15 protein-coding genes, 1 tRNA gene and 1 pseudogene are annotated in these 22,990 nt (G+C 62.4%); 8 read left to right on the forward strand and 9 right to left on the reverse strand.

Going from position 1 to position 22,990, the window contains the following annotated elements; translation table 11 throughout:
* Positions 1-77 precede the first annotated feature (77 nt).
* Positions 78-1,037: pseudogene (locus tag OKC29_RS21380) on the forward strand (DinB/UmuC family translesion DNA polymerase); the annotation flags it as partial.
* 111 nt (positions 1,038-1,148) lie between these two features.
* Here OKC29_RS21380 and OKC29_RS21390 read toward each other — a convergent pair.
* Both OKC29_RS21390 and OKC29_RS21395 read right to left on the reverse strand, forming a co-directional pair.
* Positions 1,149-1,224, reverse strand: a tRNA-Thr gene (locus OKC29_RS21390).
* A gap of 85 nt (positions 1,225-1,309) precedes the next feature.
* Positions 1,310-2,050 (reverse strand): phosphatase, encoded by a 741-nt coding sequence (locus tag OKC29_RS21395; RefSeq protein WP_073349450.1) that lies wholly within the window; start codon positions 2,048-2,050, stop codon positions 1,310-1,312.
* Positions 2,051-2,519: 469 nt separating this feature from the next.
* Between OKC29_RS21395 and OKC29_RS21400 the strand changes: the two genes are divergently transcribed.
* From OKC29_RS21400 to OKC29_RS21415, 4 genes are all read left to right on the forward strand, one after another.
* On the forward strand, positions 2,520-3,173 hold the full coding sequence (locus OKC29_RS21400; protein ID WP_011705252.1) for a TetR/AcrR family transcriptional regulator: 654 nt from the start codon (positions 2,520-2,522) through the stop codon (positions 3,171-3,173).
* Between the two features lie 48 nt (positions 3,174-3,221).
* Positions 3,222-5,546, forward strand: coding sequence for an acyl-CoA dehydrogenase (locus tag OKC29_RS21405; RefSeq protein ID WP_073349452.1), 2,325 nt, complete (start codon positions 3,222-3,224; stop codon positions 5,544-5,546).
* A 170-nt stretch (positions 5,547-5,716) separates the two neighbouring features.
* Entirely contained in the window at positions 5,717-8,779 is a 3,063-nt protein-coding gene (locus OKC29_RS21410; protein WP_073349454.1) for an efflux RND transporter permease subunit, read from the forward strand.
* A gap of 15 nt (positions 8,780-8,794) precedes the next feature.
* Positions 8,795-9,841, forward strand: coding sequence for an efflux RND transporter periplasmic adaptor subunit (locus tag OKC29_RS21415; RefSeq protein WP_017408448.1), 1,047 nt, complete (start codon positions 8,795-8,797; stop codon positions 9,839-9,841).
* Positions 9,842-9,906: 65 nt separating this feature from the next.
* Here OKC29_RS21415 and pyk read toward each other — a convergent pair whose 3' ends face one another.
* Positions 9,907-11,346 (reverse strand): pyruvate kinase, encoded by a 1,440-nt coding sequence (gene pyk, locus OKC29_RS21420; RefSeq protein WP_011705256.1) that lies wholly within the window; start codon positions 11,344-11,346, stop codon positions 9,907-9,909.
* 163 nt (positions 11,347-11,509) lie between these two features.
* On the reverse strand, positions 11,510-12,364 hold the full coding sequence (locus OKC29_RS21425) for a MurR/RpiR family transcriptional regulator (RefSeq protein WP_005298732.1): 855 nt from the start codon (positions 12,362-12,364) through the stop codon (positions 11,510-11,512).
* 349 nt (positions 12,365-12,713) lie between these two features.
* On the opposite strand from OKC29_RS21425, the gene glk reads away from it, so the two are divergent.
* Positions 12,714-13,682, forward strand: coding sequence for a glucokinase (gene glk, locus OKC29_RS21430; protein WP_011705258.1), 969 nt, complete (start codon positions 12,714-12,716; stop codon positions 13,680-13,682).
* 302 nt (positions 13,683-13,984) lie between these two features.
* On the opposite strand, the gene OKC29_RS21435 is transcribed toward glk, so the two are convergent.
* The 5 genes from OKC29_RS21435 to OKC29_RS21455 form a co-directional block, all read right to left on the reverse strand.
* On the reverse strand, positions 13,985-15,367 hold the full coding sequence (locus tag OKC29_RS21435) for an ATP-binding protein (protein WP_270669693.1): 1,383 nt from the start codon (positions 15,365-15,367) through the stop codon (positions 13,985-13,987).
* A complete protein-coding gene (locus OKC29_RS21440; protein ID WP_016350040.1) occupies positions 15,367-16,041 on the reverse strand; it encodes a response regulator in 675 nt (224 codons plus the stop codon). The genes OKC29_RS21435 and OKC29_RS21440 overlap by 1 nt, the downstream gene beginning before the upstream one ends.
* 138 nt (positions 16,042-16,179) lie before the next feature.
* Complete coding sequence (locus OKC29_RS21445; protein WP_073349457.1) at positions 16,180-18,339, reverse strand: type I secretion system permease/ATPase; 2,160 nt, start codon at positions 18,337-18,339, stop codon at positions 16,180-16,182.
* Positions 18,340-18,341: 2 nt separating this feature from the next.
* Complete coding sequence (locus OKC29_RS21450; protein ID WP_073349459.1) at positions 18,342-19,706, reverse strand: HlyD family type I secretion periplasmic adaptor subunit; 1,365 nt, start codon at positions 19,704-19,706, stop codon at positions 18,342-18,344.
* Entirely contained in the window at positions 19,703-21,766 is a 2,064-nt protein-coding gene (locus tag OKC29_RS21455) for a peptidase domain-containing ABC transporter (RefSeq protein ID WP_269149509.1), read from the reverse strand. Before OKC29_RS21455 ends, OKC29_RS21450 begins: the two co-directional genes overlap by 4 nt.
* 332 nt (positions 21,767-22,098) lie before the next feature.
* Between OKC29_RS21455 and rtxH the strand changes: the two genes are divergently transcribed.
* The gene (gene rtxH / locus OKC29_RS21460) at positions 22,099-22,497 is read left to right on the forward strand and encodes a protein RtxH (RefSeq protein WP_073349463.1); all 399 of its coding nucleotides are present in this window, start codon (positions 22,099-22,101) and stop codon (positions 22,495-22,497) included.
* 20 nt (positions 22,498-22,517) lie between these two features.
* Complete coding sequence (gene rtxC, locus OKC29_RS21465; protein WP_073349465.1) at positions 22,518-22,979, forward strand: RTX toxin-activating lysine-acyltransferase RtxC; 462 nt, start codon at positions 22,518-22,520, stop codon at positions 22,977-22,979.
* Positions 22,980-22,990: the final 11 nt, after the last annotated feature.

Here is a 22,990-nt window from a genome sequence, read left to right on the forward strand (position 1 = left end):
GGACATCCGACATCAGAGATTGAGTAGCGGAATGTCTGAGCTGAAGTCATGTCCATGGCTGTTCTTCTTTCCTTTACGTTGATGAAGCATTCCTGTCACTGTCGGAGTCGTTTGCCGGGGACCTGACAGCCTATGGACAACAGATCCGGCAGCGAGTGTGGCAGTGGACCGGACTAACGGTAGGGGTCGGGATTGGTCCCACCAAGACCCTCGCCAAGCTGGCCAACTATGCAGCCAAGAAGTGGCCTGCCACGGGCGGCGTCGTGGACTTGCGTGACGAGCTGCGCCGTGCCCGGCTGATGGCTATCACCCCGGTGGACGAGGTGTGGGGCATAGGACGGCGCTTGGGGGCCAAGTTGGTGGCACAAGGCATCAACACCGTGGCTGATCTGGTGGCTAGCGATGCCAAAGGGTTACGCGCCCAATACGGCGTGGTGGTCGAGCGGATCGTACAGGAGCTGCGTGGCCTGCCTTGCGCAGAGCTGACCGTTGAACCGGCGGCGAAGCTGCAGATCCTCTCGAGCCGTTCCTTTGGTGAGCGCGTGACTGGCCGTGGAGAAATGGCCCAAGCGTTGTCAGGCTTTATGGCTCGCGCAGCCGAGAAGCTGCGTGCCGAGGGGATGTGTTGCCAGCGGGTGCACCTGTTCGTGCGAACCAGCCCCTTTGACGAACGAGCGCCTTACTACAGTGAGCAGGCTGGCGTACGGTTGGTCTGCCCTAGCGATGATACCCGGTTGTTGCTGCAGCAAGTGAACGTGCTGCTAGCCCAGATTTGGCGCGACGGTTACCGCTATCAGAAGGGGGGCGTCATGCTGAGTGAGTTCACCTCCAAAGAGCAGCAACAGGCCGATCTGTTTGCCCCGTCCTCCGCTCAATCGGATGCGCTGATGGCAGTGATGGACCAGATCAAAGCCAAGGGATTAGGGCGCGTAGGCTTTGCCAGCCAAGGCACGGGGTCGCCTGAGTGGATGATGCGACAAGAGCACCTGAGCCCCTGCTACACCACCCGCTGGGAGGACCTGCCGGTGGCCAGGTAAGTGGATGCAGTAATGTTCCTACCGTTTGTTCGATGTGGTACCCCACGTGGTACCCAAAGCCAAAAAGTACAAATGGTTAGCTTCAATAAGAAGCTAACCATTTGTTTTATATGGTGCCGGTAAGAGGAGTCGAACCCCCGACCTTCGCATTACGAATGCGCTGCTCTACCTACTGAGCTATACCGGCGTGTCACTAGATTCCCGAAAACAGCAGGGCAAGTCAATGAGCTGCACTCAGTTTTATGAGTGAGCTCATGGAGTTACGGTCAATGTCAGAGGTCAGCGAACTCCGGAATATGGGCCCGGCCGCGGCTTTCGAGAAAATCGAGCAGCGCACGGGGGGAGCGTGCCAGGATCCGCTCTGCCGGGAAGCCGGCTTCGGTGACCAGCCGGTGGCAGTGCTCGAAATCCCCGAGGCTGAAGGCCACGTGGGAGTCGGAACCGAAGGTGAGGTAGGCACCCAGGTCCCGCGCCGCCTCGACGATGGCGCGGCAGTTGCCTTCACTGCCCGGGCGGGAGTGGCTGAAGGAGGAGTTGTTGAGCTCCAGCGCCACTCGATACTCTGCCGCCGCCTTGACCACGGTCTGGATATCGATGGGGAAGGCGGGATTGCCGGGGTGGCTTATCATGTCGACCCGGCCGCTCTTGATGGCGTTGATCATGGCCTGGGTGTGGGTGGCCTGATCGCAGGGGGGGAACACCGGCTCGTGAAAGCCCGCCATGATCATGTCGAGCCGCGACTCGTAGCGCTCGGGGAAGTCGATCTCGCCATCGATGTTCTTGATGTTGGCTTCGATGCCGCGCAGGATGCCGATCCCGTCGACCACCCGTGGCAGCACGTGCAGATTGACGAAGTGCCAGAAGTGGGGGGCATCCGCCATGTCGGGGCCATGATCCGTGGTGGCGAACAGCTTGATCCCCTTTGCCTTGGCGATGGGCAGGTAGTCGTGAATGGTGCTGTAGGCGTGGGTGCTGGCGATGGTGTGGGTGTGGGTATCGACCGTGTACTTCATCTTATCTTCCCCTCTGGCGTGAGGGGCCAGCATAGCAAAGGCAGCGGGTCGAGACCATGTCGTGGCTTGTCATACTTTGTCACAAATTGGGGTCTGGCTGACAAAGTTTGAACACGCTTGGCGGTCATGATGGCGTCATCGATGAAAGCCTGAACTCGCATCGATGGGTTGGATCAGGATGGTGCAACCTCATTTCCCCGCCGTCGCGCCCTGCGACGGTTTTTTTTTGCCTGTTTGCCAGCGTGCTGCGCGGTTACCGGGCAAAAAAATGCCCAACTAGCATGGAGCAGGTTGGGCGAGACTTAATGTTTAATTGCAGTGGCATAGATATAGAGTCCGATTCGTCCGTGAAGTTCCCGCCTTGTTCCCCATTTTCAACAAAAACATTTCACTAACACCTGTTCACATTCTCTTGACACAAAAGGTTGTGAAACGTACTTTTTAAACATTCGTTTAAGTGAGGTGTCCTGTGAGTAAAATCGATACCAAAAACCGCATTCTCGATGCCGCTGAGGTGTTGTTTGCCGAACGGGGGTTCGCCGATACCTCTTTGCGTCTGATCACCAGCGAGGCCGATGTCAACCTGGCGTCGGTGAACTACCACTTCGGCTCCAAGAAGGAGCTGATCCAGGCGGTGCTCGATCGCTATCTGAGCCTGTTCATGCCCGAGCTGGATGCACGCCTGCATACCCTGATGGCGCAGGAGCAGCTGACCCTGCTGCAGGTGTTCGAGAGCTTCGTCGACCCGCTGATGAAGCTGGTGGCGGTGCGCACCAACGGCCCGGCCATCTTCATGCAACTGCTTGGTCGCGGCTACATCGACAGCCAGGGTCACCTGCGTCGCTTCATCACTGCCCACTACGGCCCCATTTTGCAACGGATCACCCAGGCCATCTCCAAGGCCAACCCGGCCTTGTCGCCGGCGGATCTGTTCTGGCGGCTGCACTTCACCCTGGGCACCGTCGTGTTCACCATGGCCTCGGCCGATGCGCTGCGCGACATCGCCCAGGCCGATTTCGGCCAGCAGCTCGATGTGGAGGGGCTGGTACGCAACGTCATTCCTTATCTGGCGTCCGGTGTCGGGGCGCCCGTGGAGTCGACCAGGCTCTCCCTGGCCGTGTAACAACCAACAATAAATCAACGGAAACAGTGAAATAGAAGGAACTTGAGTATGATCACATTGCTTGTCCTGCTGGTGCTGGCGATAGCCGTTGTGCTCGGCGTGCCCTCCATCCGTAAAAAGGTGGTCACCCGCCCGGTGTTCGGCATCTTCAAGAAGATACTGCCGCCCTTGTCGGCCACCGAGCGGGAGGCCATGGAAGCCGGCTCCGTCTGGTGGGATGGGGAGCTGTTTCGCGGCAATCCCGACTGGAAAAAACTGCACGGCTACGGTAAAGCCGAGCTGACCGCCGAGGAGCAGGCCTTCATCGACAACCAGGTCGAAACCCTGCTCGCCATGGTCGACGACTTCAAGATCGTCAACGAGACCAAAGACCTGCCGGAGCCGGTCTGGGACTATCTGAAGAAGGAAGGTTTCTTCTCCCTGATCATCCCGAAATCCTACGGCGGCCGTGAATTCTCGGCGATCGCCAACTCCACCATCGTCACCCGCATTGCCACCAAGAGCCTGAGCGTGGCAGTCACCGTCATGGTGCCGAACTCCCTTGGCCCGGGCGAGCTGCTGATGCACTACGGCACCCAGGCCCAGAAGGACTTCTGGCTGCCGGGGCTGGCCAACGGCAAGGAAGTGCCCTGCTTCGCCCTGACCGGGCCGGAAGCGGGCTCCGATGCGGGCGCCATCCCGGACAAGGGGATCGTCTGCAAGGGGATGCACAAGGGTGAAGAGGTGCTGGGTATTCGCCTCAACTGGAACAAGCGCTACATCACCCTGGCCCCCCGCGCCACCGTGCTGGGCTTGGCGTTCAAACTCTATGACCCGGAAAAACTGCTGGGTGACAAGGAAGAGCTCGGCATCACCTGCGCCCTCATCCCCACCAGCCACCCCGGCGTGCGCGTCGGCGATCGCCACTACCCCATGGGGCTGGCGTTCCTGAACGGCCCGACCTTCGGCAAGGATGTGTTCATCCCGCTCGACTGGATCATCGGTGGCCCGGATTACGCCGGTCGTGGCTGGCGCATGCTGGTGGAGTGCCTCTCCGCCGGTCGCGGCATCTCGCTGCCTGCCCTGGGCACCGCTTGCGGTCACATGGCGAGCCGCACCGTGGGCGCCTACTCCTACGTGCGCAAACAGTTCGGCATGTCCATCGGCAAGTTTGAAGGGGTGCAGGAAGCGCTGGCCCGTATCGGCGGCCTCACCTATCAACTGGAAGGGGCCCGTCGCATGACTGCAGGTTCCCTGGACCTGGGTCAGGCTCCTGCCATCGTCACCGCGATTTCCAAGTACCACATGACCGAGATGGCGCGCCAGATCATGGATGACTCCATGGACATCCACGCCGGTCGTGCCATCCAGCTGGGCCCGAAAAACTACACCGGCTACGCCTACATGGGCATTCCGGTGGCCATCACGGTGGAAGGGGCCAACATCCTGACCCGCAACCTGATGATCTTCGGGCAGGGTGCCACCCGCTGCCACCCGTACGTGTTTGCCGAGCTGGAAGCTGCGGCCGACACCGATGTGGAGCGCGGTCTTGAGAAGTTTGACGCCCTGCTGCTGAAGCACATCGCCTTTGGTGCCGGCAACTTCCTCGGTTCCCTGTTCCAGGGGCTGACCCTGGGCCAGTTCAACAGCGCGCCGGTGGCTGGCGAAACTGCCCGCTACTACAAGCAGCTCTCTCGCATGAGTAAAGGGCTGGCGCTGTGCGCCGACGTTTCCATGCTGATGCTGGGTGGCGATCTCAAGCGCAAGGAGATGATCTCCGCCCGTCTGGGTGACGTGCTGAGCCACCTCTACCTGGCCTCCGCCACCCTCAAGCACTACGAGGATCAGGGCCGCATGGTCTCCGATCTGCCGTTCGTGCAGTACGCGGTGGAGCGCAACCTCTACCTGATTGGCAAAGCGTTCGAGGGCTTCTTCCAGAACTTCCCGAACAAGGTGGTGGGTGCCGTGCTCAAGCGCGTGGTGTTCCCGTTCGGCGTGGGTTACCAGATGCCGGCAGACGATCGTTGCCACGCCATCTGTCTGGCCATGATGAAGCCGGGCGAGTTCCGCGACCGTCTGACGGCGCTGTGCTACGTCGGCAAGGACGAGGCGGACCCGGTTGGTCTGATGGAGCGTGCCTTCCAGGCCATGGTCGCAGTGCAGCCCTACGAGAAGAAGCTGGTGCAGGCCCAGAAAGAGGGCAAACTGCCTCGCAAGCTGGCGCTGCCGGAGCTGGTTGCCGCTGCCCTGTCCCAATCCATCCTGAGCAAGGACGAGGCGGACAAGCTGCTGGCCGCCGACGCCCTGCGCTACGAGGCGATCCAGGTGGACAACTTCGCCCCGGGCGAGCTGGAGGGATTATCCCAGCAAAATCCGGTGGTGCACGCCGCCTGAGATAGTACTCACTCCTGAACCTGAAACCGGCCGTCATGGCCGGTTTTTTTGTTTGTTAACCCTGCATTTACAACCTCGATTAATTCCAGTTTAATGCAATGGCCCCTCACCCTTGGGGCAGGAAGCAAGGCCAGCGGAATGGCCGACAACAACAAACTCAGGAAGAGTGAATGAATCTCGCCAAAACGGCGATCGAACGCCCCATCTGGGTGGCGGTTTCGATCGTGCTGATTTTTCTGCTGGGCCTGCTCAGCATCCGGGGGCTGCCGATCCAGCTGTTTCCCGACATTGATCGTCCGCACCTCAACATCTCGGTGGATTGGCGCTCGGCCTCGCCCCAGGAGATGGAGTCGGAGATAACCGACCCCATCGAGCAGGAGATGCAGGGGGTGCAGGGGCTCAAGAACCTCACCAGCAACAGCTTCCCCGGTTTCACCGAAATCGACCTGGAGTTTGCCCTCGGCACCGACATGCAGCGGGCCCAGCTCGACGTCATCTCCCGTCTGAACCGGGTCTCCGGTCTGCCGGACAAGATTGGCGGCCCCTATGTCAACAACTACAGCAGCAACGACACCCTCACCTTCTTCTTCATCCAGCAGCTGCCCGGTGCCAAGGGGCAGATCGACGATCACCAGGCGCTGATCGAGGCGCGGGTCAAGCCGGAGCTGGAGCGGATCACCGGGGTATCGACGGTCGACATCGAGGGGATCAACGAGCGCCAGATCCAGATCCGTTTCGACCCTTACCGCGCCGCCGAGCTGGGGGTGGAGATCCCGGTATTGGCCAGCCGGGCCAGCACCGGCTGGGATGTCTCCGCCGGCACTCTCGACATAGGCCGCTGGGAGTACAAGCTGCGCTTTGCCGGCCGCTACGACGTGGCGACCCTGGGGGACAAGGTGGTGGACTGGCGCGACGGCCTGCCCATCTACCTGAGGGATGTGGCCGAGGTCAGGTTGGCCCGGGAGGAGAACCCGGTACTGCGCATCCAGAACGGCAACACCGCCATCGCGGCCCAGATCTTCAAGGAGAGCGGTGCCAACGCCCTGGCGGCGCTGGAGGCCATCAAGCTCAAGGTGGGCGAGCTCAACCGCGAGGTGCTGGAGCCGGTCGGGCTGCACATGGAGCAGTCGTTCGACGCCTCCCTCTACATCAACCGGGCGGTGGGCATGGTGACCGCCAACCTGGGGCTCGGTGTGCTGCTCTCCTGCGCCATCCTCTGGGTCTTTCTGCGCCAGCTCAAGGCGACCCTGATGATCGCGATCGCCATTCCCATCAGCATCATGCTCACCTTCTGCCTGCTCAAGGTGCTGGGGCGAACCCTCAACGTCATCTCGCTGGCGGGGATCGCCTTTGCGGTAGGCATGGTACTCGATGCCGCCATCGTGGTGCTGGAAAGTATCTACCGGCGCCACGAGCGAGGGGATCTGAGCAAGGCGGAGGCGGCGCTGGAAGGCACCAGCCGGGTGTGGACCGCGCTGGTGGCCTCCACCCTGACCACGGTCGCCATCTTCCTGCCGGTGCTCTTGCTCAACGACGTGGAGGGGCAGCTGTTTGCCGATCTGGCGCTGACCATCGCCTGCGCGGTGAGCGTCTCCATGCTGGTGGCGGTGACCGTGCTGCCGGCGGTGGCGGCGCGCTGGATGGGGCGTGAGCGGCTGATCGATCCCTATGAGGGGCTGTGGCAGGGCACCACCCGACGGGTGATCCGCTGGACCGGCACCTCCCGCCAGCGCTGGACCGTCATCACCCTGATGATGAGCCTGCCGGCACTGGCCACCTGGGCCCTGTTGCCGAAGATGGACTATCTACCGGACGTGAAGCGCGATGCAGTGGATGTCTGGATGAACTTCACCCCGGGCTTCAACCTGCAGGCCCAGCGCGAGGAGGTGATCGACACCCTGATCGCCCGTCTCGCCCCCTACATGAAGGGGGAGCGGGAGCCGGCCCTCAAGAACTACTACATCCTGCGCTACCCGGGCGGTGCCCAGATCGGGGTGCGGCCGAAAGAGGAGGATCAGATCAAGGTGCTGGAGCAGCTGTTGATGAAGCAGCTGCTGGTGGGGATCCCCGACACCCAGGTATTTGGCGGTCAGGGCTCGCTGTTCGGCGGCTTTGACAGCGAGAACGGCATCTCCCTGCTGCTGCAGGGGGGCGATCTGGCCGAACTCTACCAGGCGGCGCGGGCCGCCATGGCCATCGTCAAGCAGGATCTGCCGGGCGCCCAGGTGAGGCCGCAGCCGGATCTCGATTTCACCGCCCCCGAGCTGCGGCTGGTGCCGCAGGACAGGCGTCTGGCCGAGGTGGGCTGGGATCGCACCCCCATGCCCGCCATCATCCAGACCTTCGGCGACGGGCTGCGGGTTGGCGAGTATTTCGACGGGGAGGAGCGGCTCGACATCATGCTGATGGGACAGACTTCGGCCAACCCGGACGAACTCAAGGCGGTGCCGCTGGCGACCCCGTCCGGGCGCATCGTGCCGCTCGGCGAGCTGCTGCGGGTCGAGCATGACATGGGGCCGGCCAGCATCTTTCGGGCCGACGGCCGGCGCAGCATCAGCCTGCAGATCTCGCCGCCGGCGGGGATGAGCATGGAGCAGGTGCTCGATACCCTGCAGAGCAAAAGCTTTGCCGCCATCCGGCCACTGCTGCCCGCCGGCGGCGAGCTGCGGGTTGCCGGCAATGCCGACAGCCTGCAGCAGGCGCTGGGCAACCTGGGGGCCATCTTCCTGTTTGCGGTGATGATCCTGCTGATCCTGTTATGGGGAGTCTTTGCCTCCCTCAAGGATGCCGTGCTGGTGCTGCTGACCCTGCCGCTTGCCACCGTCGGCGGCGTGCTGGCACTGCACCTGAGCGGCCTCCTGGTGCCGCTGCCGATGGATCTCTTGACCATCATCGGCTTCGTCATTTTGCTGGGGCTGGTGGTCAACAACGCCATCCTGCTGGTGCATCAGACCCGCACCGCGGAGCGGGAGGGGATGAGCCGCCAATTGGCGGTGGCCGATGCCCTGCAAAGCCGGATGCGGCCCATCGCCATGACCAGCCTCACCAGCATCTTCGGCATGCTGCCGCTGATGCTGAGCCCGAGTGAGGGCAGTGAAATCTACCGGGGGCTGGCCACCGTCATCGTCGGCGGCATGAGCTGCAGCACCCTGTTTACCCTGATCCTGTTGCCCGCCTTCCTGCGACTGGGAGAGCGGGTCGAATCACCGCTCGCCCTGCGCCAGCGGGCCTGAGCAAGGAGCTCATCGATGACACACGGTTTTACAAGGATGGTAGTGGGCGCGGCGCTGCTGGCGGGGGGCGTGTTTCCCGCGCTGGCCCAAGGCAAGATGGTGACCCTGGCGGATGTGACCCGGGGGGAGGCGGCGGCCAGCATCTGGGTCAGCGGCACGGTGGCGAGCCGCCAGCAGGCGGCGCTCAGCGCCGAGGTGAGCGGCCGGGTGGAGTGGATCGCCGAGTTCGGCAGCCGGGTCAGCAAGGGGGATGAGCTGCTGCGCCTCGACAGCGCGGCGCTGCGGCTCTCGCTGGAGCAGGCCCAGGCCGAGCAGGCCAAGTGGGAGAGCAACGTGCGTTTCGCCCGCGCCGAGTTCGGCCGGCTGGCGACGCTGCACCGCCAGAAGAGCACCTCCCAGAGCCAGTATGACAAGGCGCGCTACGACGTGGAGCAGGCTGAACTGGCCGAGCGGCTGGCGCGGGTACAGGTGCGCCAGATTGAGGAGCAGCTGCGCAGAAGCCACATCTTCGCGCCGTTCGACGGGGTGGTGAACAACCACTTCATCCAGCCGGGGGAACATGTGGATGCCGGCGAGCAGGCACTGGAGCTGGTCAACCCCGATCAGCCCGACATCCGGCTGCAGGCCCCCATCGTCTGGGCCGGTCAGCTGGCGCCCCAGACCCGGCTGCGGGTGGAAGGGGAGCAGCTCAGCGGCCACGGTGTCTATTACCAGCGGGCGGCGAGTGCCGATCCCAAGTCGCGCCTCATCGAGCTGCGCCTCAAGCCCGAAGCGGGCCGCTTCATCATCGGTTCGCCGGTGCGGGTGGCGCTGCCGCTGGCGGAGCAGCAGACCATGCTGCTGCCGCGCGATGCCCTGGTGCTCAACACCGAGGGGAGCGTGGTCTATCAGGTGGAGCAGCGCGGCGAGGAGCTGACGGTGAACCGGGTGCCGGTGACCGTGCTGTTTGGCGACAGCCGGCAGGTGGCGGTAAGCGGGGCGCTCAAGCAGGGTGACAGGGTGGTGGTGCGCGGCGCCGGCAGCCTGCAGGACGGCGACAAGGTCGAACTGTTTCGTGGCTGAGGCGGCGGTTTCGCCATAAAAAAACGGCTCCTGCGGGAGCCGTTTTTGGTGCCGGTGAAGGGCGATTACTCGACCATCATCACCTTGCAGGTGTTGGTACTGCCGACGGTTTCCATCTTGTCGCCGTGGGTCAGCAACACCATGTCGCCGCTTTGCAGCAGCCCCTTGGCCTTGAGCACGTCCAGCGCGTCGCGGCACACTTCGTAGACCGGCTTGGTCTCGTCGCCGTCGAACAGCACCGGGGTGACGCCGCGGTAGAGGTTGGTCCAGGCCAGGGTCTTGTTGTGGGGGGACATGGCGAAGATCGGCAGACCGGAGCTGATGCGGGACATCAGCAGCGGGGTGGTGCCCGATTCGGTCAGCGCCACGATCGCCTTGACCCCTTCCAGGTGGTTGGCTGCGTACATGGTGGACATGGCGACGGCCTCTTCCACCGAAGTGAAGGTGTAGCTCATGCGGTGGTTGGAGACGTTCAGGCTCGGGTGCTTCTCGGCACCGACGCAGACGCTGGCCATAGAGGTCACTGTCTCGATGGGGAACTGACCGGCGGCGGTCTCGGCGGAGAGCATCACCGCATCGGTACCGTCCAGCACGGCGTTGGCCACGTCCATCACTTCGGCGCGGGTCGGCAGCGGGGCGTTGATCATCGACTCCATCATCTGGGTGGCGGTGATGACCACCCGGTTCAGACGACGGGAGTGGCGAATGAGTTTCTTCTGCACGCCGACCAGCTCGGGATCGCCGATTTCGACGCCGAGATCACCACGAGCCACCATGACGGCATCGGAGCCGAGGATGATGTCTTCCATCGCCTCGTCGGTGGCGACGGTTTCGGCGCGCTCGACCTTGGCCACGATCTTGGCGTTGGAGCCGGCTTCACGGGCCAGCTCGCGGGCGTAGCGCAGGTCATCGCCGCAACGGGGGAAGGAGACGGCCAGGTAGTCCACGTTCATGCGGGCGGCGGTCTTGATGTCTTCCTTGTCCTTCTCGGTCAGGGCCGGGGCGGAGAGACCGCCACCCTTCTTGTTGATGCCCTTGTTGTTGGAGAGCGGACCGGCCACGGTGACCGTGGTGTGGATGCGGGTGCCTTCGACCTGCTCCACCTTCAGCTGCACGCGACCGTCGTCCAGCAGCAGGATGTCGCCGGCGATCACGTCGCCCGGCAGGCTCTTGTAGTCGATGCCGACCTGCTCCTGGCAGCCTTCACCCTTGCCGAGGGCGGCATCGAGGATGAACTTGTCGCCGACGGCCAGATAGATCTTGCCATCCTTGAAGGTGGAAACGCGGATCTTGGGGCCCTGCAGATCGCCCATGATGGCGACGTGACGACCCAGCTTGGCGGCGATGTCACGCACCTGGTTGGCGCGCAGGATGTGGTCTTCAGCAGTGCCGTGGGAGAAGTTCATCCGCACCATGTCGGCGCCGGCACGGATGATCCCCTCGAGGATCCCTTCGCGATCGGTGGCCGGACCGAGTGTGGTTACAATCTTTGTACGTCTTGGCATGAAAGACTCCAGTTTTGAAGTTGATATGACTTGAGATACTGCCCCGTCAAGCGCATGACCCATTGCACCCGCTTGCAAGCCATCTGGGTGGCTTTTGTTACTAAATTACAATACTACACCAAGGAAGGTGGCAGAGACAGCCGGGGGCCGAGGCCCCCGCTGCTTACGAAGAGTGGGGTGTATCAAAGCGGGATTCGCGCAAACCTTCTTTGACTTTCTTCAGGTTTTCGCGAAATTTCATGCCGCGGCGCAGGGTGAAACCGGTCGCCAGCACGTCCACCAGGGCGAGCTGGGCGATGCGCGATGCCATCGGCATGTAGACATCGGTGTCTTCCGGCACGTCCATGGAGAGGACCAGGTTGCACTCGCGCGCCAGCGGGGAGTCCTTGGCGGTCATGCCGATGACGGTGGCGTCGTTCTCGCGGGCCAGTGCGGCAATCTCCACCAGCGCCTTGGTGCGGCCGGTGTGGGAGATGAGCACCACCACGTCCCCTTCGCTGCTGTTGATACAGCTCATGCGCATCATGACGATGTCATCGAAGCTCACCACCGGGATGTTGAAGCGGAAGAACTTGTTCTGGGCATCGCGGGCGACGGCGGAGGAGGCGCCGAGGCCAAAGAAGCTGATCTTCTTGGACTGGGTCAGGATATCGACGCAGCGATTGATGGCGGAGATGTCGAGGCTGTTCTTGGCGGCATCGAGGCAGGCCATGGTGGATTCGAAGATCTTGGCGGTATAGGTATCGGGCCCGTCTTCCGCCTCCACGTGGCGGTTCACATAGGGCGTGCCGTTGGCCAGGCTCTGGGCCAGATGCAGTTTGAAATCGGGAAAGCCTTTGGTATCGAGACGGCGGCAGAAACGGTTGACGGTCGGCTCGCTGACGTCAGCCATCTTGGCGAGGGTGGCGATACTGGAGTGGATGGCCGTCTGCGGGGAGGCCAGGATGACCTCGGCGACTTTACGCTCTGATTTACTGAAACTTTCCAAATTATTAGTAATTTTATCAAGGGTATTCATCATCACCACCAGGCGTTTTTGTAATTTAGCTTCAGTGTCTTTGCACTAAATTCATGGCTAAGCAGGTTTCCAATCAACTTGATGACTATACAAGACAAGCTCTTATCGAAACTAATCTCGGCCCTGCAAAGTATGACTCATGTCTAATTATTTCGTTGTTTTGGTTACAAACTTCCAGTCATTCCGTGAAAGCGCTTACAAATGTTGCAAAGCAACAACACTGTGAGCGGGCGCACAGTTGCACCCATCAAACGCGCCGCAACGGGAGGGGCTCGGGTAGAATTGGCACCAAATAATAAGTGCGGGACGGTAACGGCCGCCCCGACCCCAGTAACGAAGGAGTTGTTTTATGCAGCATACCCATGCGCTGGTCGGCGACGTAGGCGGCACCAATGCCCGGTTGGCCCTGTGCGAGCTGGCAACCGGCACCATTTCCCAGGCCAAGACCTATTCCGGGCTGGCCCATCCCAGTCTGGAAGCCGTGGTTCGCCTCTATCTGGATGAGCACAAGGTGCAGGTGGGCGAAGCCTGCATCGCCATCGCCTGCCCCATCAACGGCGACTGGGTCGCCATGACCAACCACAGCTGGGAGTTTTCCATCAGCGAGATGCAGGCCAATCTGGGCCTGAGCCGGTTGCAGGTGATCAACGATTTTACCGCCGTCTCCATGGCGGTGCCGGTGCTGGACGCGGCTGACTGCATCCAGCTGGGAGGCGCGGCGCCCGTGGCCGGCAAGCCCATCGCCATCTACGGGGCCGGCACCGGCCTTGGCGTGGCCCACCTGGTGCACACCGGCGAGCAGTGGCTGAGTCTGCCGGGTGAGGGCGGTCACGTGGACTTTGCCGCCAACAGCGAAGAAGAGGATGCGGTGCTGCAGGTGATGCGCGCCGAGCTGGGCCACGTCTCGGCCGAGCGGCTGCTCTCCGGCCCCGGCCTCGTCAACATCTACCGTGGTCTGGTGAAATCCGACGGCCGCGAACCGCAGGCGTTCGAACCCAAGGACATCACCGAGCGCGCGCTGGCGGGCGAGTGCCTGGATTGCCGCCGTACCTTGAGCCTGTTCTGCGTGCTGATGGGCCGCTTTGCCGGCAACCTGGCGCTCAACATGGGCACCTTCGGCGGTGTCTACATCGCCGGCGGCATAGTGCCGCGCTTTCAGGAGTTTTTCATCGGCTCGGGCTTTCGGGTGGCCTTCGAAGACAAGGGGCGTTTCAAATCCTACCTCAAGGATATCCCCGTCTTCCTCATCACCCACGAGGGGCCGGGTCTGCTCGGTGCCGGCGCCTATCTGCGCCAGTCGCTCGGCATCAAGTTATAAGCAGGCGGCTTGCCAGGGGACGGATCGGCCATGGTTCAGCCTTGATTCAGTGACCATGGCGTAGAGTGTCAACACGTACTCAAGAAGGCAGGGCTCCATAAGGAGTTGGGACTTGTCTTCATCCGCTGGGTGCGTTTGTCACCTGACAAGCCTGAACTGTTTCACCGGCCCTCGCGGCCGGTTTTTTTATGCCTGCGCTTTGCCGGCTGGATGGGGATGTCGTCCTCTGCGAAAGGATGGGCCTGCGCCGCAATGCACTGCGCCTGCCGGGTGGCAGGCGCAGTGCATTGGCTGGGATGGACTCAGGGCAGGTCGAGGGTGAAGCGGGCGCCCCCGAGCGGGGACTCATCCACCATGATCTGGCCGCCGTAGCTGTGCACGATTTCGGTGACCACCGCCAGCCCGATGCCCTGGCCGGGAGAGCTGTCGGCGCGTACCCCGCGCTGGAAGATCTGCTGCGACTTGCCGGGGTCGATGCCGGGGCCGTCGTCCTCGATCTCGATCCGCAGCCGGTCGAGCCGGCGGCTCACCGTCACCTTGATCTCGCTGATGGCGAACTTGAAGGCGTTGTCGAGCAGGTTGCCCATCAGCTCCATCAAGTCCCCCTGCTCGCCGGCGAAGAAGACGTCGTCATCGAACTTGAAGCGGGTCTGCAGCTTCTTGTGGCGATAGACCTTGGCGAGGCTGGCCAGCAGCTTCTCGATGAGGGGCACCGGCTCGGTGCCCTTGCTGGCGAGGCGCTTGCGGCCGGTGACGGCGCGGCGCAGCTGGTACTGGATGATCTGCTCCATGGTCAGGATCTGCTCATTGATGTTGTCGTGGATGTCGCGCCCCAGCTTGACCTCCTGCGCCGTCATCTGGATCAGCGCCAGCCGGGTTTTCAGACTGTGGGCCAGATCGTTGAGGGCGTGCTGGTAGCGCTGGGTCTGCTGGCGTTCGTTCTCCAGCAGCTGGTTGACCGACTCGGTCAGCGGCGTCAGTTCCCGCTCATAGTCGTTGGAGAGCGCCTCCCGCTTGCCGGCCCGGATCTCGTCCATCTGGCGCGCCATGGTGCGCAAGGATCCCAGGCTCCAGAAACTGGTGAGCAGCAGCAGGGCGCCGAGCAGCGAGTAGGCGAGCAGGGCCTGGCGGATGCACTGGTAAAGGTAATCACGGGTCTGGGCCAGGTAGCGCTTGGCCGAATCGACCATCACCACGTAATAGGTGGTGGGGCCGTCGCCGTGATTGCGCAAAAAGCGCAGGCTGTAAATGAAGTAGCTCTCGCCGTTCTTGATGGTGTGGCGCTTGAAGAAGTAGTCCTGATCCAGCCCGCCCAGATACTTCATCAGATCCTGGCAGATGGTGTCCCTGGCCTGGATCACCTCCGGCATGTGCATGCTGGACCAGCTCAGCTGGCCGTCGGCCCGGCAGATCAGGGTATCCAGATTGGGGTCGACGGCATCCGGGGTGATCCGGCCCAGATCCGTGGTGGCATGGGCGTCCGGCAGCTTGGAGGAGAACAGCTTGGAGAGGTTCTCCTGCATGCGGGTGCTGGCCTTCTGGGCCTGCTCCTCGGTGTGACCCAGATAGAGGATGTAGACCGAGAAGGCCATGATGAGCGCGATGACCAGCATGGCGCTCAGCATCAGCTTGATGTGCAGCGAGCGGCGGATGAAGCGCATGGGGCGCAGCAGACGAGAGTCCATCAGTTGCACGACAGGTTGAAGATGTAGCCCTGGCGGCGGATGGTGGAGATGGGCTGGATGGTCCCCTCCGGATCCAGCTTCTTGCGCAGCCGGCTCACCATCACCTCGATGGTGTTGGGGTCTCCCTCACCGTCACCGTAGAGCTGGTCCAGCAGTTGCTGCTTGGAGACCACCTGGCGGGCGTTGCGCATCAGGTATTCGAGGATCAGGTATTCAAAGCTGGTGAGCACCACCGGGGTGCCGGCGATGGTCAGCTCCTTGCGGGAGAGATCCAGCTCGTAGTCGCCGGCCTTGACCCTGGGGGAGATGAAGCCGGCGCTGCGGCGCACCAGGGCGTTGAGGCGGGCCAGCAGCTCGTCCTTCTGGAACGGCTTGACCAGGTAGTCGTCCGCCCCGGCTTCCAGCCCCTCCACCTTGTCCTGCCAGTTGCCGCGGGCGGTCAATACGATGATGGGGAAGGGGATCTGCTGCTCGCGCAGCTGGCGGATGAGTTGCAAACCGTCCATGTCCGGCAGGCCCAGATCGATGATGGCCACGTCGATGGGATAGTCGGCGGCGTAATGCAGTGCCACCTGGGCGCTGTCGGTGCTGTGTACCTGATTCTGGGCTTCGGTCAGCAGGGTGCTGAGGTGGTGATTGAGCAGCTTGTCGTCTTCGACCAACAATATTTTCATAAGGTGCGCGATCATGGGGATCCAGGCTGTCAATTAGAGGGCTTATGACGGGGAGAGTCAATCCGGATCCTAACAGCCCTGGCTGTATCGGGACTGAATCAGCCCGCCATTACTCACCACCCCATCATTAGCCACTTCCTAGCCAGTGTGAGTCAGGGTCTGACTTGTCTCAGCTCCGGTCTGCTGACGCCACAGCCTGGCATAGAGCCCCTCGCGGGCCAGCAGTTCATCATGGCTGCCCGACTCCACTATCTGCCCTGCCTCCATCACCAGGATACGGTCCGCTTCGCGCAGGGTATTGAGGCGATGGGCGATGCTGATGAGGGTGCGGCCGCGGCGGATGGCCGCCATGTTGGCCATGATGGCCGCTTCCGACTCATAGTCGAGGGCCGAGGTGCCCTCGTCGAGCAGCAGGATCCTGGGGTTGACCAGCAGGGCGCGGGCCAGGGCAATGCGCTGGCGCTGGCCGCCCGACAAGCGGGCTCCCTTCTCTCCTACCTGTTGCTCGAAGCCATGGGGCAGCTCGCGAATGAAGGCGAGGGCACCGGCCAGTTGCGCCGCCTGCTCCAGTTCGGCCTGGGTGGCATCGGGGCGGCAGATGCGGATGTTGTCGGCGATGGTGCCGGAGAACAGCACGCTCTCCTGCAGCACCACGCTCATGTTGCGGCGCAGGGAGACGGGGTCGGCGATGGCGAGATCCATGTTGTCCACCAGTACCTGGCCGTGCTGAGGCACATAGAGCCGCTGCAGCAAACGGGTCAGGGTGCTCTTGCCGCAGCCGGACGGACCCGTGATGCCGATGAACTGCCCCGGCTCAATGGTGAGGGAGAGGTTGGCCAGCACCTCAGGGGCATCCGGCTGGTAACGAAAGCGGATGTGGCGAAACTCGATGGCACCCTGGAGGGCGGGCACGGAGGCGAGCCCGTGTTTGCCATGCTCCGGCGTCTCGTCGAGGATATCGCCGACCCGGCGCAGGGCAATCAGGGTGTGCTGAAAATCCTGCCACACCTGGGCCAGGCGCAGCACCGGCTGGGTGACGTGGCCGGCCAACATGTTGAAGGCGACCAGTTCCCCCGGGCTCATGCGACCGTTCAGCACCTCGCCGACCCCGAGCCAGAGCAGCAGGGCGGCGGTGAGTTTTTGCACCAGATCGATGCCCTGACCGGCCGCCAACCCCACCTTCTTGGCCTGAAAACCGCGCCTGAGCTGGCGTGCCAGCAGGCGCTGCCACTCCTGGTAGAAGCGGCGTTCGGTGGCCGTGGTCTTGATGGTTTCGATGCCGGTGACCGCCTCGGTCAGAAAGCTGGTGGCATCGGCATCCGCCTGATACTCCGCCTCGACCTTTCTGCGCACCAGCGGCCCTATCAGCAGCCAGAGCAGGAAGTAGATCAGCAGCGAGCCCAGCACGCAGGCGGTCAGGCGCGGGGCGTAGTGAAACATGACCCCGACGAACAGCAGGATGAACAGCAGATCCAGCACCAGCATCAGGGTCGAGCCGGTGAGGAACTGGCGGATCTGGGCCATCTCCTTGACCCGGGCGATGATCTGGCCGGTCTGGCGGGCCTTGAAATAGCCGATGGGCAGGCCGACCAGATGGCGATAGAGCTTGCCGGAGAGCTCGGCATTGACCTGGTTGGCCAGGTGACCAAACACCTGGCCGCGCAGAAAGCCGTAGAGCGGCTCGGCGCAGGCCAGCGCCACCATGGCCAGGGCCAGCACGTGCAGACTGCCGAGGCTGCGCCCCACCAGCACCTTGTCGATGATGTTCTCGAACAGCAGCGGGCTGGCGAGGGCGATGAGCTGCAGCAGGATGGCGAAACAGAAGACGTCCCGCAGTTGTTTCTGCTGGCGCAGCACCGCCGGGCTAAACCAGCTCAGCCCGAATTTGACCTCGGCCGGGGTGAGATCCTGCTGGGCCAGCAACAGAAAGTGCCACTGCGCCGCCTCGGCCAGGCTCGGCAGCGGTTGCAGCCTGCTGCTGCCGCTGGCGGGATCAAACAGCTGCCAGCCCTCTGGCGTGATGGCGGTGATGGTGTACCAGCAGCCATCCCGCTTGAGCAAGGCCGGCAGCGGCAGCGCCGCGAGCGGGCAGCCCGGCCCCTGCGACAGGGCGCTGCGCAGGCCAAGACGGGCAGCGGCTTCCCGCACCGTCAGATCGGGCGGTGCCAGATCGCACCCCAGGGCGTGGGCCAGCTGTTCGGCATCGGCCGTCAGCATCAGCTGGTGCGCTGCGTGGGTGAGGGCGGCGAGGGCGCCATTGGCGACAGGGGCGCTGTCGGCGGAGTGGGTCTGCTGCATCGTCATCGCTCCCGCAGCGCCTCGGCCTGGTACTCGCGAATGGGGCTCAGCAGATAGTCGATGACCCGGCGCCGGTCGGTCTTGATCTCCGCCACCACCGACATGCCGGGGGTGAGCTTGACGTGCTGCTGGTCGATCAGCATCTCGCCCTGGCTCAGCTTGACCCTGGCGGCAAAGACCAGTCCCAGCTGCTCATCGGCGGTGGCGTCGCGCGACACGCTCACCAGCTCGCCATCTATGGTGCCGTAGCGGGTGTAGGGGAAGGCATCCACCTTGATGCTCACCGCCTGCCCCTCGTGCACGAAGCCGATGTCCTTGTTGAGGATCTTCACCTCGGCGAGCTGCACCCCTTCGTTGGGCACGATCACCAGCAACTGCTGGGCCGGCTGCACCACGGCGCCCTGGGTGTGAATGGCCAGCTGCTGCACCGTGCCAGCCACGGGGGCGCGGATCACCTCCAGATGTTCCCGCTCGCGCAGTTTGGCGAGCTCCTGCTCGATGGCGGTCAGCTGCAGCCTGGCCTGCTGGCGTTTCTCGATCCACTCCCGCTGCTTTTGTGCTTTGAAGCCGGCCAGCCGCTCCTGCAGGCTTTGCTGCTGGGATTGCAGCACCTCGAGCTCCGCCCGCTGCTGGGCGAGCTGGCGCTGGGTTTCCAGCAGCTCTTTTTCCTGCTCCAGATACTCCACCCGGGAGATGGCATGGGACTGGCTCAGGGTCTGACGGGCCTGCAGGCGGGGACGGATGTTGGCCAGCAGGGTGGTGAGAGAAGCCATGTCGCCCCGTCTGGCGGCCTGGTTGGCCTGGTTGACCCCGAGCTCGGCCTGCAGGTTGCCGAGGGTGCTGTGAAATTCGTGCAGCTCGCTCTGGTAGTTCTCCGCCAGCGCCAGCTGCTGCTCCGGCGTGAGCCTGACATAGTCCGGATGCTGGTCGGGGGCCTGGTCACGGTAGAGCGACTGGTAGCGGATCAACGTCTGGTACTGGAACGCCTGCTGCTGGCGCAAGCGGCTCAGATCCTGACTGACCCCCAGGGTATTGAGGGTCAGCAGCGGCGCATCGGCGGCAACCGCCTGACCATCTTCCACGTGGATGCTGACCACCCTGGCCTGCTCGTAGGACTGGATCATCTGGCTGCGGCCAAGCACCAGCAGGCGGCCGCTGGCGGTGGCCTGGATGTCTAGCTCGCCCCAGCAGGCCCATAGCAGGGTCAGCAGCACGCCGGCGCTGAGGGTCAGCGCCGTGATGCGGGCAAAGGGAGAGGGGGGCGTCTCGGCCAGCGCCAGGTGGGCCGGCAGAAAGCCGTAGTGGGTATCCGCCTGCCGAGGTGGACGGGGTTGGCGAAAGCGGGCCAGCCAGGTACGCAGATTCATGGGGTCTCCTCGTGCAAGTCCTGCTGCAGTCGCCACAGCCGGGCGTAGTGTTCTCCTCGCGCCAGCAGGCTGGCGTGATCGCCCTGCTCGACGATCTTGCCGCGCTGCAGGACGATGATGCGGTCGCACTGGCGCACGGTGGAGAGACGGTGGGCGATGGTGATGACGGTACGGCCACAGGCGATCTGGCGCATGTTGCGCTGGATCAGCGCCTGGGACTCATCGTCGAGGGCACTGGTGGCCTCGTCGAAGATGAGGATCCTGGGGTCGGCCAGCAGGGTGCGGGCGATGGCGATGCGTTGGCGCTGGCCGCCGGAGAGCGAGCTGCCCCCCTCCGCCAGCACGGTGTCATAGCCAAGGGGCAGCCGCAGAATGAAGTCGTGAGCGCCGGCCAGGGTGGCGGCCCGAATGATCTGGTCCAGGCTGGCATGGGGCATCGACTGGGCGATGTTGTCCCGTACCGATTTGTTGAACAGGTGGTTCTCCTGCAGCACCACCCCCATCTGCTGACGCAGGTGGTGGAGGGGAAGCTGGCGGATGGGCTGGCCGTCGATGAAGATCTCGCCCTGTTCGGGTTGGTAGAGGCGCAGCAGCAGCCTGGCCAGGGTGCTCTTGCCCGAGCCTGAGCCGCCGACCACCCCGAGCGTGTCGCCGGGCGCTATGGTCAGGGAGAGATCATCGATGATGAGGGGGGCGTCCGGCTGATAGCGAAACCGCACCCGCTCCAGCAAAATGGCACCGGCACTCACCTGACCCGCGCCGTCACGCTGGTGCTCGGGGGGCAGGTTGAGCATGTCACCCAATTTATCCACCGCGATCCGGGTCTGGATGAACTGGCCCCACAGCTCGACCAGCCGTGACAGGGGCTGGGCCACGTGGCCGGCCATCATGTTGAAGGCAATGAGCTGGCCGATGGTGAGCTGCAGGCTGATCACCTCGCTCGCGCCGAGCCAGAGCACGCCGGCGCTCACCAGCTTTTGCAGCCACATGACGCCGTGCTGGGAGGCATTGTTGAGCTGTTGAACCCGGTAACCGGCAGTCACCATCTGGCTGGTCTGCTCATCCCAGCGCCGCACGAAGCGCGGTTCCAGCGCCAGGCTCTTGAGGGTCTCGGCGCCGGCGACCGTCTCGTTCAAGAAGGCGGTGTTGGCGGCGGCGTGGCCGAACTGCTGTTCGACCGCCTGCTGCATGCGCGGCGTGATCCACCAGGCGATCAGTACATAGGCGGGGATGGAGAGCAGGATCACCAGGGTCAGCATGCCGGAGAGGCTGGCCATGACCGCCAGGAAGACGAACATGAACAGCACGTCCACCGTCAGGGTAAACATGGTGCCGGTCAGGAACTCGCGGATGGTATTGAGCTCCTGCACCCGGGTCACGATGGCCCCCACCTGGCGGCTCTTGAAATAGAGCAGGGGCAGGGCAAACAGGTGCTGCACCATGCGCAGGCCGAGCTGGATGTCGATCCGGTTGGCGGTGTGGGCGTACTGGTACTCCCGCAAACCGCGCAGACAGACCTCCACCAGGGCGGTGATCAGCAGCCCGAACACCAGCACATCGAGCGTCGACCAGGCCTGATGCACCAGCACCTTGTCCATGACGACCTGAAAAAAGAGCGGGGAGATGAGAGCTAGGAGCTGCAAGACCAGCGAAAAGAGCAATATCTCCCCCAGCAGCCGTTTTTGCTGCAGGAAGGCCGGGATGAACCAGCGGATGTCAAAGCGGCTCTGTTGTCTGCGTACTTGATAGACTCGTCCGTTCCAGCGAGTCAGCAGCGCCTGCTGGTCGATGACCTGCGGGTTGCCGACGGCGGGGTCCAGGATCAGGGCCTGCTCCCCCTGACGCTGGGCCAGGACGCAGGGGTTGCCGTTGTCACTGAGCAGGACCAGGGGGAGCGTCTGTTTGGCGAGTTTGCGGGGAGCAATGTGACGTTGGCGGATCCGGCTGTCGGTCTGCTGTTGCAGCCTATCGACAATAATATCAAAGGGTTCGTCTGGCGTGATATCTATATCTTTAGGGGGACAGCCCAATAATCCGGTAATAATCTTCAAGCATGCCAAAACAGACTCGTCATGCGCAGTCATAATATACCCCGTTGCCGCGTTTAAACCCCTCCTGTTTATATGGGGCAAGGTGACCTGTTACAGGCAGGGCGCGCATACTAACGAGCCGATAATTATCTGTCAAATATTATGTGCGCTGACAAAATCAATAATAAATTCACTGGGTCAATATATCTAAAGGTAATCTCAAGTGTGGCCTCATTATTAACCTTAATGAGTTTGTTGATATTTATTTTGACGTAATTACTCTATTTTTGAATCATTGTTTAATTGAATCAAATAATATTTTCAAATATGGTAAATATAGCGAAAAATGAAATGTTAGCACCATGTTGATTTATCTTTGGTGGGATTTTTGTTTTTTGTTTTACCTTATATTTATTGATAATGGAATTTATATGACAGAGCAGTTTGTACAGACAGTATCCAGCGTCAACTACAACAAGGGGATTTTCTCCCTCTATTTCGTCGGCCAGGATCCGCTCAAGATGGCGCAGGGCGTGATGGCAGAAAGCGACAATGAGCTGGCGCTGAAACAGACGGTGCACATGCCGGCAGCTGGCTTTATGTATATGGTTTCAATGATAAAAAACATGCTTGAAGATCCGCGCATGGCGGCCGAGTTCGACAAGCTGATTGCCGCTGGCCTGATCCCGGCCGCCCCCGCCGAGGTGCTGGAAACCGCACCTGCCGCCACTGCACAGGCTGCGCCGCGCAAGAAAAAATAAGTTTCCGGTGTGGGGAGCCAATGCACTTGGTATTGCAACCAACGGAACCTAACTGGCAACAAAAACAACATATGTTGGGAGGTGTCATGCTGCTCAGTCAGCACTCCTCCCTGCACCGGCGTTATTCCGTCGCCGAGTGGCAGCAACGTATATTGCCAGCATTTGAATTGAACCAGTTCTGCTATTACGAAGACTCATGCGGACGCCCGGTTGCATTTTGCAACTGGGCGTTTGTCTCTTTATCCATTCGTGACACCTTGCTGGCCGCCGAGCGGGAGCTGATCCGTGAGGATTGGCAATCCGGCGACCACATTTTTATTCCGGAGATGATAGCGCCATACGGACACGCCCGCGCCGTGGTGAGCGATCTGCGTCGCCGGATATTCTTGCCATGGAAAGGGCAGCGGGTCTGCACAGTGCGCGGTCATGTTCATGCCGAACGTGGCCATTGTGTGCGCAGGGTGCAGTGGTTTTCCATTTAATCATAATGAGT

Origin of the sequence: Aeromonas sp. QDB34 (assembly GCF_027705405.1) — a bacterium.
Lineage (GTDB): Bacteria > Pseudomonadota > Gammaproteobacteria > Enterobacterales > Aeromonadaceae > Aeromonas > Aeromonas hydrophila.